General features: G+C 34.7%; 10 protein-coding genes. 1 reads left to right on the top strand and 9 read right to left on the bottom strand.

Annotated elements, in window-relative coordinates; translation table 11 throughout:
• Positions 1-459: 459 nt before the first annotated feature.
• Complete coding sequence (locus PLEUR7319_RS0110465; RefSeq protein WP_019505176.1) at positions 460-2,610, top strand: pentapeptide repeat-containing protein; 2,151 nt, start codon at positions 460-462, stop codon at positions 2,608-2,610.
• A gap of 337 nt (positions 2,611-2,947) precedes the next feature.
• On the opposite strand, the gene PLEUR7319_RS0110460 is transcribed toward PLEUR7319_RS0110465, so the two are convergent.
• From PLEUR7319_RS0110460 to PLEUR7319_RS0110415, 9 genes are all read right to left on the bottom strand, one after another.
• On the bottom strand, positions 2,948-3,634 hold the full coding sequence (locus PLEUR7319_RS0110460) for a GIN domain-containing protein (protein ID WP_158441825.1): 687 nt from the start codon (positions 3,632-3,634) through the stop codon (positions 2,948-2,950).
• Between the two features lie 194 nt (positions 3,635-3,828).
• Positions 3,829-4,020: a hypothetical protein gene (locus PLEUR7319_RS34850; protein WP_019505174.1), complete on the bottom strand. Its 192-nt coding sequence runs from the start codon at positions 4,018-4,020 to the stop codon at positions 3,829-3,831.
• Between the two features lie 631 nt (positions 4,021-4,651).
• On the bottom strand, positions 4,652-4,864 hold the full coding sequence (locus tag PLEUR7319_RS34845; RefSeq protein ID WP_019505173.1) for a hypothetical protein: 213 nt from the start codon (positions 4,862-4,864) through the stop codon (positions 4,652-4,654).
• Between the two features lie 392 nt (positions 4,865-5,256).
• Complete coding sequence (locus tag PLEUR7319_RS34840; protein ID WP_019505172.1) at positions 5,257-5,496, bottom strand: hypothetical protein; 240 nt, start codon at positions 5,494-5,496, stop codon at positions 5,257-5,259.
• A gap of 165 nt (positions 5,497-5,661) precedes the next feature.
• On the bottom strand, positions 5,662-6,657 hold the full coding sequence (locus PLEUR7319_RS0110440) for a hypothetical protein (protein WP_019505171.1): 996 nt from the start codon (positions 6,655-6,657) through the stop codon (positions 5,662-5,664).
• A 339-nt stretch (positions 6,658-6,996) separates the two neighbouring features.
• Positions 6,997-7,188: a hypothetical protein gene (locus tag PLEUR7319_RS34835; RefSeq protein WP_019505170.1), complete on the bottom strand. Its 192-nt coding sequence runs from the start codon at positions 7,186-7,188 to the stop codon at positions 6,997-6,999.
• 383 nt (positions 7,189-7,571) lie between these two features.
• A complete protein-coding gene (locus PLEUR7319_RS0110425; RefSeq protein ID WP_144054283.1) occupies positions 7,572-10,811 on the bottom strand; it encodes a type 2 lanthipeptide synthetase LanM family protein in 3,240 nt (1,079 codons plus the stop codon).
• Between the two features lie 186 nt (positions 10,812-10,997).
• Positions 10,998-12,104, bottom strand: a complete 1,107-nt coding sequence (locus PLEUR7319_RS0110420; protein ID WP_019505167.1) for a T3SS effector HopA1 family protein — start codon at positions 12,102-12,104, stop codon at positions 10,998-11,000.
• 23 nt (positions 12,105-12,127) lie between these two features.
• A complete protein-coding gene (locus PLEUR7319_RS0110415) occupies positions 12,128-13,306 on the bottom strand; it encodes a phosphotransferase family protein (RefSeq protein ID WP_019505166.1) in 1,179 nt (392 codons plus the stop codon).
• Positions 13,307-13,475: the final 169 nt, after the last annotated feature.

Here is a 13,475-nt window from a genome sequence, read left to right as displayed (position 1 = left end):
TTTGGTTGTTAATTATCGCAGTACGTTAATTGGTTAGAGGACATCTGAAAAGTTATTTTTTTACATTTGAGTTCTTGGTTTTGCCCCCCAAACCCAATTCTGGGGGGGGAGAGCAGAATTACAAGTCCCCCAAATTTGGGGGATTTAGGGGGCTTTGATTTAACAAATGAGACTTTTCAGACAACCTCTTAGGACAAGTTTAGTTAACTGCTCGTAAGTAATGAGCAATAAGTATCCTAATACAAGTCCGTATTGCTACAAATGATAAGTTTATCGAACTTTCCCGAAATATTGACCTTCTAAAATATATATATCGCTTAAAATAACGGTATATTTTCATAAAAGCTCTAAGCTCCAAGCTCTAGGCTTTAAGCTCCTCCTCTCTGATCTTGCAGAGATAAACTTCGATCTGGTCTAATTCCAGTAAATCAAATAAAAGCTAGCCCACAAACAAAGGGAATGAAAGCCAATGAACTTTTGAAGAAATATGCAGCAGGGGAAAGGAATTTTCAGCGTCTAAATCTAAAAGGACAATCTTTTAAGAGAAAAGACCTTTCAGGAGCAGATTTTAGTGAGGCGGATCTTCGCAGTACTAACTTTACAGGTGCAAATCTCAGAGGGGCTAAATTTACTGGTGCGAAGTGTGGACTACAAAAACGTTGGGCAGCACTCTTAACTATTCTTTCCTGGCTACTAGCAGTCATATCAGGATTGTTCTCAATATTTGCTGGTGCTTTTATTTCACTAATTTTTGACTCCGACTTAACTAATCAAATTGCAGGTTGTGTTAGTTTACTAGTACTAGTTATATTTCTGATTGCAATTATACCCCAAGGAATAAGAGCAGTAGCAGTAGCAGTAGCAGTAGCAGTAGCAGTAGCAGTAGCAGGAGCATTCGCATTCGCATTCGCAGGAGCAGTAGCAGTAGCAGTAGCAGTAGCAGTAGCAGTAGCAGTAGCAGGAGCAGGAGCAGGAGCAGTAGCAGGAGCAGTAGCAGTAGCAGTAGCAGGAGCAGGAGCAGGAGCAGGAGCAGTAGCAGTAGCAGTAGCAGGAGCAGTAGCAGGAGCAGGAGCAGGAGCAGGAGCAGTAGCAGGAGCAGGAGCAGGAGCAGGAGCAGTAGCAGTAGCAGGAGCAGGAGCAGGAGCAGTAGCAGTAGCAGGAGCAGGAGTATTTATTGGTTGGCGTGCTTTGAAAGGTGATGCCAGAGATGCTTGGGTGCGTTCTTTTGCCATTGCTTTTGCTGCTACGCGGGGTACGAGTTTTCGAGGTGCCGATTTAACTGATGCTAATTTCACAGGAGCTAGATTAAAAAGCACAGATCTCAGAAAAGCTACCCTAACTCGTGTTCGTTGGTATGGGGCGAAAATGCTAGATCGGGTGCGCCCTGGAGATACTTATCTAAAAAGCACTCAAGTAAGGCAATGGCTGATTGGTAAAGGAATTGACAAGAATTTTGATGGTCAAAAGTTACAGGGTATTAATCTTCAAGGAGCAGAGCTGACAGATGCTAGCTTTATTGATGCCAATTTAAGTGAGGCTAATCTACAGGATGCAGATTTATCCAGAGCCAAACTGGTACAGACGCAGTTAGATAAAACGGACTTTACAGGAGCTACTCTCACAGGAGCTTTTATTGAAGATTGGGGCATCACCTCAAATACTGTATTGAATGGGGTGAGATGCGAATATGTCTTTATGCGTCTGCCGACTGACAAAGACCCCGATCCATATCGCAAACCTGACAATCGGTTAGAAGTGTTTGCAGACGGTGACTTTGGCGATTTTATCCAGCCTGTTTTTGATACCCTCGATCTCTATCACAATCAAGGAGTAGACCCAAGGGCGATCGCAATATCTTTTAAGGAATTGGCGGAGAACAATCCCGATGCGGAACTGGAAATAGTAGCAATGGAAAGAAAGGGTGCAGATAAATTGCTGCTTAGAGCTAAAACATCTGCAAAAGCTGATAAGTCCCAACTGAGTGCTGATTATTTTGAGACTTACAATGAACTTAAAGCTTTAGCAGCAGTAGAAGTTGCCCAACTAATGGAAGAAAAGGACGACCGTATTGCCAGTTTAGAAAATATGGTCGATACGGCACTAAAACGCCCTGGCTTCTATGCTTCAAACTATCATCAACAAGGAGATAATAATATGGCAGGCGATCGCAATATTGAAAATATTAAAGGGGATTATGTTGAAGACCAGAAAACTGACCAAAGCCGAAACCTAAATATTTCAGGTGGAACTGTTAATGCTAGTGGTGCAGGAGCATTCAGTTTAGGGGATATTAACGGTACTGTTGCTAATGCCATTAACCAGCTACCATCTTCATCTAATCCAGAGGAACCAGGTATCAAAGATTTATTGACTGAAATTCAAGCAGCAATTGACGATCCTCAATTGTCTGAAGATGATCAAAAGCAAGTTCTAGAACAGTTACAAATACTGGCGGAAGCAGGACAAAATCCGCAAGCTGAAACTATGCAGAAAAAAGCTGAACGGGCAGTAGGTTTTTTAGAAGTAATAGCCAAAGGAGTAGAACCAGCTTCAAAATTAGCTAAAGCTTGTGCCAAAGTTCTACCTAAAATTCTCGCCTTCTTTGTGTAATCCAACAATTCGCTAAAAAGCGATCGCCTGTGCTGGTACGGCGAGTGCGTGCGATCGCTGCGACCAAAAAGCAAACGAGCATCTTTGAATAATGATTATATAGCACCACGAGAAAATATTAGGACATTTTCTATTCCCTGTTCCCTTTGAACCAATATCTTCTGTCCTAAGCTTAAAGCATAATGCTATATGATGAATGTTCTACAATCCTTTTGTCAATAGGCTTTGAAATAAAAAAAATAGCCCAAGATTTTTCTTGGACTGAAATGCAGAAATTGCTCTAAATATCAAATTATAATGAGATTATTTGATTTTAATAGCTAGTTGTTAATGGCATTCATTTTTGTTTGATAATGACTGGTCCCTTTATATTCCTAGTTGCTATCTTAGGATTGCCATGATAATAAATAGCTCCCGCACCATTCATCGCTATATCGAGTTTCTCATTTGCTTGAACTTGTATCATTACAGACCCAGACAAATCAAGCTTAACTTTCTGTGATGCAAATTTCTGGGCATCAAAGTTTGCTTGACCGGATATCGTTACATTTAGTTCTCCGGTTTTTCCAAATATCTTAGAGTTAGAACTACCATTTAAATTAATATTTGTCTGCTCATTTTTGAGGTTATTTACTCGGATATTATTGGCGCCTAAAGCATAAATGTTGTTTAAGTTAATAGCTGAGATTTTAATTTTAATATCTTCATCATTAGGAATTTTACTTTTGGGAAAAATAAATAAAGTATTATCCCTTACTTCTGTTTGAACTAATGTCAAAATATCTTTAAAGCTTTGGAGTTCAATACTTGGCTCTTCTTGGCAAACAATTTCGATACTATAGTCTCCCTGAATGTTAATTGAATCAAAGTTTTCAACTTGTCTAGTCTCTTTGTTTAACATAACTTTTTGTTCCATGTTAGCTGCACTCAAATTAATAATTGGTCTACTATTTGTTAGTACAAAAAATATAACTAATGAAGCTAGAGGGAATCCTATAAGAGACAGTATGGTTTTACTTTTCATGAGACTACCTTTAAGGGGCATATCGGTTAAAACAAGTTATTTTGTTTATACTAAATAAGAAGATTGGTACAAAGACTTTTTTGTACCAATCACTCTCAAAAGCCAAATACTTGCTAGCTTTTTTACATCTTAAGGATCCAACTTGGAGCTCCGAGTTACGTAGCTAGCTTCTCGCGTTAACGAGTACTCCGAACTTATGTGATATTGATAGTCACCCTACAATCACCTACAGTATTATCGCAATTACCAATGTTAGTAACAGCGCAACCACCCATAATAGCTTGTTCATTATCATCAAGCTCAGTAATAAAGCTTTCTGAATCTTCAAACAAATCATTACCATTTAGAGCTAAGTCAGAGATGTTTTCAATATTGATATTAGCCATTGTTTTTTCTCCAATTAATTTTGAATTTGTTGATTAAGAGAAATTAGTTATTTTTAATTTCTGATCTAATAGTAAACAATTTAAGCTCAAAAAGACCACAAAATAAATAATAGTTTTGAACGCAAAATATGCAATTTTTTGTATTTATCAAAGTCGTAAATTGACCAATTAATTTTATTTTAATTGCTGCGCTTTTCACGTGATTAGATCACACTAAAAATTCAAAAAAACTGATGGCTGATGGTTAATGGGTACGCAATAATTAATTTTAGTAGGGTCTATCCCATTGAAAACGTCTATAAATAGCAATTTTAATTTTATTTAAAACGGTGTTTGTTTTAGTAATAAAAGAATATAAATAATTGAGTTGTCTTCTCGGATTTAATCCGAAATAAGTAAAAAAAACAGCTTACTAAAACCAGTAGGCTGTTTTTTATAAATTAAATTAGTAAGTAGATGGTTGTAATTAAATATAAGATGATTAAGTGAAATAATGAAGAAAAAATGCTTGCACCACTACGCATCGAACTTAATCGACAATAAGAAGAGACTCTAGCGCAATACAAGAATTACTATTATTTTTCTTGCCACCTTATTGTTCTGATATGAATGGGGCTGAAACACAATGGCATCAACTCAAAGCCCATGAAATTGCTGGGCAAATCATAGTATTACCGCATCCTTGAGTATGAACGCAATCACCAATCGGAGTAAGAACACAACCACCAATAATAGCTTGTTCATTACCATCACTTAGCTCAGTAATAAAGCTTTCTGAATCTTCAAACAAATCATTACCATTTAGGTCTAAGTCAGAGATATTGTCGATATTAATATTAGTCATTATTTTTTTCTCCAATTAATTTTGAGTTTGTTAATTAAGAGAAATTAGTTATTTTTAATTTCTGATCTAATAATAAACAACTTAGAATCAAAAAAATCACAAAATAAGCAATAGTATTGAATCTAAAATATACATTTTTTTGTATTTATTAAAGTCGTAAGTTGACCAATTTATTTTATTTTAATTACTGAGCTTTTCACGTGATATAAATTAAATTAGTAACTAATACTAATATGTCTTTGATTTAGATTATGATTAATGCTCAGTTTCTATTGCCAAATAAGCACTGAAGGTAAAGATTTAGGGCTCAACCAAACCTCTGATGCAAAAGCAATAGGAAAAAGCCAAGTTAAAAACATCGTGAGCTAAAGTTATCGAAATTTATGAAGCCATTAGATACTTATATTTATAACTATAGTGTTACCGCATTGTCCTATAGTGTTACCGCAACCACCAATTCGAGTTAAACCGCAGCCATCAGTAAACAAACAACCACCGGTAAACAGGCAACCACCAATAATAGCTTGTTCGTTATCATCACTTAGCTCAGTAATAAAGCTTTCTGAATCTTCAAATAAATCATTACCATTTAGGTCTAAGTCAGAGATATTGTCGATGTTGATATTAGGCATTGTTGTTATTTTTTTTTATTAATTTTGTGTTTATTGCTTGATAGAAATTATTTATTTTTAGTTATGGCGATCTCACTATGAGAGAAAAACCTTTAAATAGGCTGTGGTTTGCCATGGCGACGCCATAGTTAGTAAATATTTCAAAAGACATAATTTATTTGAATTTTACGCTTTTAAAACACTAGGTAAATACTTATAATTAGAAAAATCTTCTCTGATCTGTTGTTGTAGCCTTTGTGATATTTCAGAGTCTATGTTGTTGCAGATTTTTAGTAGGTCTAAAACTGTAGCATGCCATAAATGCTTAGCATAACCTCTTCCCTCTTCTAAAAACTTACTAGATTTTTCAAGAAATTCAACAGTTTTACCTTTTTGTAAAGTTTGTTTATTCTTAAACCAAGTATATTCTCGATCAAATTGTTTATTTGATGATGGGCTACATTCTCCAATAAGATCAGTAGCTAAATCAACTAATTTATTTGATTTATTATCATCGCAACTAGCAAGTAGTTTGGCAATTTCTTCAAAAACTTGAGTAAATAAGAAGCTTTCAAAGCGTTCATCTTTTAATAATAAATGTTGAACAGGTTCAAGTAAATTGATATCTCTATCAAGTGAGCTATTATAGTTACCTTTCATATTATTGATTAGGTAGCAAGCAATTTTGATCGCTTTTTCATAATTCCCAGAGCAGGCTTCAACTTTGACTAAGTTATTAGCGAGATGAATTGGTCTTCCTCGTAAGAAATCATAACCATATTGGTTGACTAAAGCCATACATGCTTCTAGAGCTATATGTAAATTTACTCTAGCATTTTCATAGTTCCCTTGACGATAATCAAAATAACCTTGAGAAGCATTAAAAAGGTCTTTGACAACTAGAAAACTTTCATCGTTAAATTGACTAGATTTGATTATTTTATTTGCGGCTGTATATGCTTGTTGTGCATCAATTAGTTTACCTTTAAATAATGCTGCTAATCCAGCTTGACTAGCATTACTAATCTTCTTGATACAGATAAGATCTTCCAAGGGCAAATGAGCCATCAGAGTCACTTCTTTTCGCTTATTCAAGGCAATATCAATATTTTCGCTTTTAGGTAATGGTTTGAAACGTCCAAGTAAATAGCTTTGAAATATATTGTTTATTTGCTTATACATTTTTATAATCATAATAATTGGTTTTGAGTAAAACTAAAGGATCACAAAATTATTTTATTTATATTAAATAAAGAGATTGGTACAAAAAAATCTTTGTACCAATTACTCTCAAAAGCCAAATACTTGCTAGCTTTTTTACATCTCTAGGAGCCACTCAGAGCTCCGAGTTGGCATCGTTCTGGGTTTACAGCCTCTTCCTTCTAGGAATACTTCTTTTAGTAATTAGTAGTCAATTTGAACTAAAAACTAAAAACTAAAAACTTAAGACCAGAATCACCGACTCTTTAGGACAGTGAGAAGTCAACTAGCTAACTTCTCACAGTAAAGAGTACTCCGACCTTATGTGATATTGATAGTCACTCTACAATCACCTACAGTATTACCGCAATCACCAATGTTAGTAACAGCGCAACCACCCATGATAGCTTGTTCATTATCATCAAGCTCAGTAATAAAGCTTTCTGAATCTTCAAACAAATCATTACCATTTAAAGCCAAGTCAGAGATGTTTTCGATATTGATATTAGCCATTGTTTTTTTCTCCAATTAATTTTGAGTTTGTTGATTAAGAGAAATTAGTTATTTTTAATTTCTGATCTAATAATAAACAACTTAAAGCCAAAAAGACCACAAAATAAATAACAGTTTTGAATCCAAAATATGCAATTTTTTTATTCATTAAAATTATAATTTTACCCATTAACTCGGTTTGAATTAAATAGTGATTTAATTTTGTTTAAAATGGTGCTTATTTTAGTGATTAAAGAATATAAATAATTGAGTTGTCTTCTCATGTTTAATCCAAAACAAGTAAAAAAAACAGCCTGCTAGTTTTAGTAAGCTGTTTTTTTTAAATTAAATTAGTAACTAATACTAATATGTCTTTGATTCAGATTATGATTAATGCTCTGTTTTTATTCCCAAATAAGTACTGAAGGTAAGGACTTTGGATTTGCTAGACGTAAAAACTGATAGCCTAATCCTGCACTTCCTTTAAAAAAACTAGGACTTAAAACAGAATCAGCTAAATGAGGTAAAAGACCATAGTTTTTATTTTTTGTGGCTCTGGCAACTACGAATGCTGCATTTTTTCGGGCGAATGTCAGCCAATCTTGGTTATTAAGTCTTTGAGCTGCCAAAACAAATAATTCGGTTCTTCCCAAACTTCCACAGCATAAATAATCTATACTACTAGTGCCATTAAATAGTTCATATTTCTGAGTCATGTCTAGAGCTATCTCTATATCGGCATAGGTTTCTTTCGTTTTGATAATCGGGAGACTACCTAAGCGAGCTAATCCAATACCAGGACTTCCATTACACCAAGCATACATAATATCAAGTTGATTTGCTTGTGCTGATAAACGGAAATCGGGCCATCTTTTTAATGACTTATTGAAGACATTACGTTCATATTCAACCCCTTCCTTAGCGGCTTCTAAGTAAGTTGAATTTGATGTGGCAGCATATAGGCGTAGTAATGATAAAGCAATACCCGATGCACCATGAGATAAACCAGTCATCGGTTTACTTCCTGCTTTTTCTGAAGTTTTCCAAGCTCTGGGAAAAGTACCGGTTTGCTTAGATAATAAATGATTTCCGCATAAAATAGCTCTATCTAAAACAGTTCTATCTTCAGTCTCTTGATATAGAGATAATAAACCTGGGATTGCTCCTGTTATGCCAAATACAAGATCTAGCTTTTGATCTGTGGCAATAACTTCTGGGGTGATCGACTTAACTAATTCTTGAGCATTCCTGAGAAGTTCTGGTTCTGCCAGAAAATGGCTAATTTTAACTAAGCTATAAATAATACCGCCTATGCCGATAATGCCTAATCCTGGCTCAACAAATCTTTTCTGAGCTTCTACTTTTGTAATAGAGCGCAGTAAAGGAGATAAAGCTGCCAAGGCGACATCTTTATATTCGCTTTGACCTGTTACTTTTGCTAAAGCTGCCAAGAACAAGCAAACTCCAATACGCCCAGTAAATAAAGAATTATCTAGAGTCTGAAGTTGATACCGGTTTGCCTTAAACATATATTCTAAGGAAAGCCAGTTACAATCATCGTCATGACGAATAACACTATTCACCAGACTATCGCCTATTTTTAGAGCCTCTTGGATTAATTGTTCTGAGCTCAGTGGGGCATATTGGGTATAGTCATCTTGTTGGGTAGCGGTAGTATTTGTTTTGTTTCGATGCGCCATCTTGGCATAAAGACTCAACCGAATCATTTTTAGTTGCAAGGCTAAGTCTTGGCGATCAAGATTCTTTAACCGAGAAATTAACTGTTGATAGCTAGATATTTTGAAAAACTGCTGGATAAGTTTATTTGGTTCAACTTCTAGAGCATTGCTGTCACAAGCTACTGAAAAATAAGGTATATCTCGCCGTTGTAAAGATTTTGCTTCCGCAGTTAAAATTTCCTTAGTATCTGACTTGTTTTTTGTAGTTGAATAATTGAAGTTAAGGATATCAATCAGCAAGCTATAGTCAAAGCCATTATTTAAATATTGAGGACTAATGCTTTTCTTAGCAGTGATGGCGTAAGTTAATGTTGGACGGACAATAAATCGAGATTTAGAAAACTTAAATTTTGCTAGAGGCGTTTCTGTTTCTATCAGAGTGTCTTTGTGTTCGATTAACAGCCTGTATATCTCCTCAAAACCAGTAACAATATCTTCTTGATAGTCATAAGGAGCAATAGTTTTACTATCTAGAATTACTACATTAGTTCCAGCAGGAATAATTTTACTCTTTGGAGCTAAGTGCATTTTATCTGTGTTAATAAATTTCCACTCTCTCGAAGAATTTACTTGATGAGGATGTATATTGCCTAAAACACTGGAGTCTTGAGAACTTTTTATATCAATATCACCATCCCAAGCCGGCAAAAATCCAATCCCAACAACTGAATCTCTAAACCATTCACCTGGTTTATCGCTGTTTTTAGTGGAAGGTTGCATTAGAATATCAGCGTCAATAAGAACAGGATATTGTCCATTAGCGATAACATTTTCTGCATGACAGTTTTTTGCTCCTAATACATAGAGCAGTGATAACAACATTCCTGCTCTTTTATAAAAGTTGTTGACTTCTACTTGTGCCAAACAAGGCTCTTGAAAAATATATTCAACCCAACCATATCCTTGACACTCTAAAATCTTAGTTAATTTGAAAGGTAAAGATATTTTTTGATGATTGCACCAATCGAATAATTGATTGAAGGCAACAGATAAACTTAAATCTTTAGGCTTGTAGACAACTTTTACCCCAGAAGAAAAAGTCAGAGCTAAAACGAACCGTTTACCATGATGAGGATTAGATAGAGAAGTATCAATGAATTCAACTTTTCCTAAACTTTTGTTATCAGAAAAAGTATTTTTAATTGCCAATAAATCATTTTGCAGTCTTTGAATGAATTCTGCGGTAGATTCTACCCAGAAATCAATAGTTGTAGTTATTAAACGAGCTAAGACAGGATAATTATCAAAAAATTTTACTCCTCCATCTTGTTGAATATTTTGAATAAAAGAAGTATAACAAGCTCGACTTTCATCTGTCTGAAGATTTTCTTGCTCTTGAGAGTAATATGTTTCCTTTACTTTGTTAAATTCTAATAGCAAAGTTTCTGTGCCTAAATCAACTAATTGTTTCAATAAGCTTCTTTCCAATGCTTGATAAGCTTTGTGACTAAATACTTGTAAGATGTAATTTGAGGCTAATTGAGTATTTAGCTTGTTTCTAGCAACTAGAATGAATGGGAAATAAAAATCCTCAAAAGGGAAAGGATGTTCCGAATCAATTGGTAAATCTTTTTTTTCTAGTAGCTCTATTGATAGATTTTTACTACTTTGAACTAATGCTTGAAAAGTTTTGATCCAAGATGGCAAGGAAGATTTTGTTAAATAAGATGTTTTTAGGAGAGGACAAACAGAATCTAAATCTAATCCATACCAATACAGGGACTTTTCTAGTTTTTCTTTTCCACCAACTAATTTACACCAGTTGATAATTTGTTGTTCTACTAAATATTGATCGGACTTGGTAAGGATATTATTTTGAGAACTAAGATTGTTATTAATGCGCTCTGATAAAGATGAGGCATTATTCGCTAATTGTACCAAGGGATCTGTCGCTAATTTCATCATAATAGAAAGTATTATTTAAGAACGTGAATTACTTTTATTTTGACAATTGATATTTTTCAATCTATCAAAAACAACTAAGACAATTTATGTAATTAAACTATTAATATTGTTTGGCGATCTATCAATAATAAATATCAGCATTTGATTGATAAAAATGCTGATATTCTTTTAAAGATTTTGTTATTATTAAAAGATTTGATAAATATCCTTTCCGTTGGCATTAATGTAAGTATGGTTTAAGTCAATACCTAAAATTGAAAATTGCTCAAAGATGTATTGCATTTTATCGTTTACTAAGTTTTTATCTTGATACCAAGCCTCTAGTAAACCATTAGCTATAATTTGACAGCGATTCATGCCAAAACTTTCTTTTTGGGCAAACTTTTGATCTGGTTCTTCTGCTAATGCTAACCCCGGTGCTAGCTGCAAAGTAAATAAAGGAACTTCAGCTTTAAACTGAGACTTATTCTCTTGATATACCTTCTGTAATATCTGATGAACTAGCTCATAATTACTCTTATTAAAATATAAAACTCCTGAGTCATGGCGTCGATAATCTTGGGGATTGTATAAAACCTTAAAATCAAAAGGGATATTTTGTTCATTTAGTTGGTGGGTAAGACCATGCATTACTCCTACTGCACCTTCAGGGGTCAAGTTAAAGTAAATCCGTACTAAAACATCCTCATTAGCATCTTGATGCAGATTTGCTCTAGCATTGCCAACAGAAATATAATAGCCATTCTGCACACAATTTTTGGGCATCTTGATCGCTACCGAATCACCAGTTACAGCATTTTGTGCGGTAGGTTGTAGATGTTTATCACGCTCTATATGTAGTTTTAAACCGCCCTTTTTTACTACTAAGCTACCATCTTCCTCTTCCTTAAGAATCGACCAACCGGGAGCGAAATAACCTTGACCATTATTACTTTGATGTATGCGATTATAAAATTCTAAATCTACTCCCAAGAGAGTATTATTTTCTAAATCTAAAGGTAAATTATTCTCTTCTGTGTCTAACGCTAAGGCTTCTCGCATCCAGCCACTATAGTAGATACCATAAAGGAAACTCCTCAGTTGCAGACTAAGATATTTTTGCTGCATCTGTTCTGGCATTTTCTGAAACCGCGTTACAGCTTCTTCAGGTAGTTCTAGGGGTTTGTAGTCGGGATGTCGAACTGAAAAATCCTCTCTAATTTCAACCTGGTTGACAATATCTTCCAGAACAGTTTGTAGTCGATTAGAGCAATTGTCGATCTGAGATGGAGGAGAATCGAGTAATCGTGTCATAATTTTGTTTTTAAATTAATTTCTTAAGTAGCAGTGCAAATTTGTACTATTTCGACAATATCCTTGCCAAATACTGTGGGCATCGATCGCTCTGGACGACATAATAAAGCTTTAGCTACCTGAAGCATGGCTATTCCTGTATTATCAAAGGATTTTTGATATTGAATCATCGCTTGAATCCTTTGAATCAAAGCAAAACCAGCAAATTGCACTACTCTTATTAAGAAGTCGGGTCGATGTTCTAGGATTTCTGGAAAAGTCTCTAGATAGGCTTTAGTCAAAGCAGCAATCGAAGGCTGAAGCTTTTCTATCGGAGTTACTGCTAAACTCAGAGATTCTTCAATACTCAAAGACTTACTGATAATTAAACTAACCAGCCAAATTTGGATATAGCTACCAACCAGAGTTCCCAAATCAAAAGCAGGATCTCCCCAACTGTTACGTTCCCAATCAATCAGTCTGATAATACTGTCGTTAGTTTGCAGCCAATCTGTATGCAAGAGAATATTATTAAGCTTCAAGTCATTGTGAGTCAGACAAGAAGGAGTAAAAGATTTTCCTAATTCGGCGATCGCCTGACCCAAACTATCGTATTTTTGATAGAGAGCAAAGAATTTTAAACCATCTGCGGGAACAGAACCAAATATTTCTGGGGTAATTCGTTTTAAACCTCGAATTAATTTAGGTACTTGATCTGCAACCTGAGTATGTTCTTGTATTTCAAAAAACTGTCGATGCTTTTCTTGTTCGTAGGTATCGCCATGAATAGTTGCTAAGAGAGTGCCGATGGCACGGGAAATTTTATTGGGAAAGCTATTCTCTTTGGTGTAGAAATCCATTAAATCGCGATAATTATCCAAGTAGCGGAAAATAATAATCGAATTTTCAGCATCAAAGTGGATTAATTCTGGTAAAAAAGGACTGAGACTTTGTTGTTCAGGAAACTGTCGTAACCACTTTTGAATTCGATATTCGCTCTTAAATTCACCAGCTGCTTTACCTTCAAGATTATGTCTTTCTTGTTTAACTAACAGTTTACAGTTATCAGGAAAAGTTACTAATAAATTAAAGTTTTTAGCAGCAAGAGGTTCGACTTTACTGTGATTTTTATCTAAAGAATTACAAAAATTGAGATTAGCTTTGCTGTCTTGATCTGCAAGATTGCTTAAATAATCGAAAACGTTATGGGAATTCAATAACATAAGATATAATTCAACCGGTATTCATAACAAAGATTCTGAAATCTAGAAAAAGATTGACTCAGGTACACAAGGGTTTTTGCCAAGTAGCTACATTAACAATACTGAGCAATTCCAAGAGAATTCACCTAATCTCCATTAGCACTTGATTAGGTTTTTGATTAGGTTTCTT

The sequence above is a fragment of the Pleurocapsa sp. PCC 7319 genome, assembly GCF_000332195.1.
GTDB lineage: Bacteria > Cyanobacteriota > Cyanobacteriia > Cyanobacteriales > Xenococcaceae > Waterburya.
The sequence above is the reverse complement of the archived record's forward strand: the minus strand, read 5'-3'. Positions and strand labels throughout refer to the sequence as shown.

What these genes read in the sequence shown, in the direction of transcription:
- PLEUR7319_RS0110415 (WP_019505166.1), bottom strand. Translation starts at nt 13,306, where the DNA reads ATGTTATTGAATTCCCATAACGTTTTCGATTATTTAAGCAATCTTGCA.
- PLEUR7319_RS34840 (WP_019505172.1), bottom strand. Translation starts at nt 5,496, where the DNA reads ATGCCTAATATCAACATCGACAATATCTCTGACTTAGACCTAAATGGT.
- PLEUR7319_RS34850 (WP_019505174.1), bottom strand. Translation starts at nt 4,020, where the DNA reads ATGGCTAATATCAATATTGAAAACATCTCTGACTTAGCTCTAAATGGT.
- PLEUR7319_RS0110460 (WP_158441825.1), bottom strand. Translation starts at nt 3,634, where the DNA reads ATGAAAAGTAAAACCATACTGTCTCTTATAGGATTCCCTCTAGCTTCA.
- PLEUR7319_RS0110465 (WP_019505176.1), top strand. Translation starts at nt 460, where the DNA reads ATGAAAGCCAATGAACTTTTGAAGAAATATGCAGCAGGGGAAAGGAAT.
- PLEUR7319_RS34835 (WP_019505170.1), bottom strand. Translation starts at nt 7,188, where the DNA reads ATGGCTAATATCAATATCGAAAACATCTCTGACTTGGCTTTAAATGGT.
- PLEUR7319_RS0110420 (WP_019505167.1), bottom strand. Translation starts at nt 12,104, where the DNA reads ATGACACGATTACTCGATTCTCCTCCATCTCAGATCGACAATTGCTCT.
- PLEUR7319_RS0110440 (WP_019505171.1), bottom strand. Translation starts at nt 6,657, where the DNA reads ATGTATAAGCAAATAAACAATATATTTCAAAGCTATTTACTTGGACGT.
- PLEUR7319_RS34845 (WP_019505173.1), bottom strand. Translation starts at nt 4,864, where the DNA reads ATGACTAATATTAATATCGACAATATCTCTGACTTAGACCTAAATGGT.
- PLEUR7319_RS0110425 (WP_144054283.1), bottom strand. Translation starts at nt 10,811, where the DNA reads ATGATGAAATTAGCGACAGATCCCTTGGTACAATTAGCGAATAATGCC.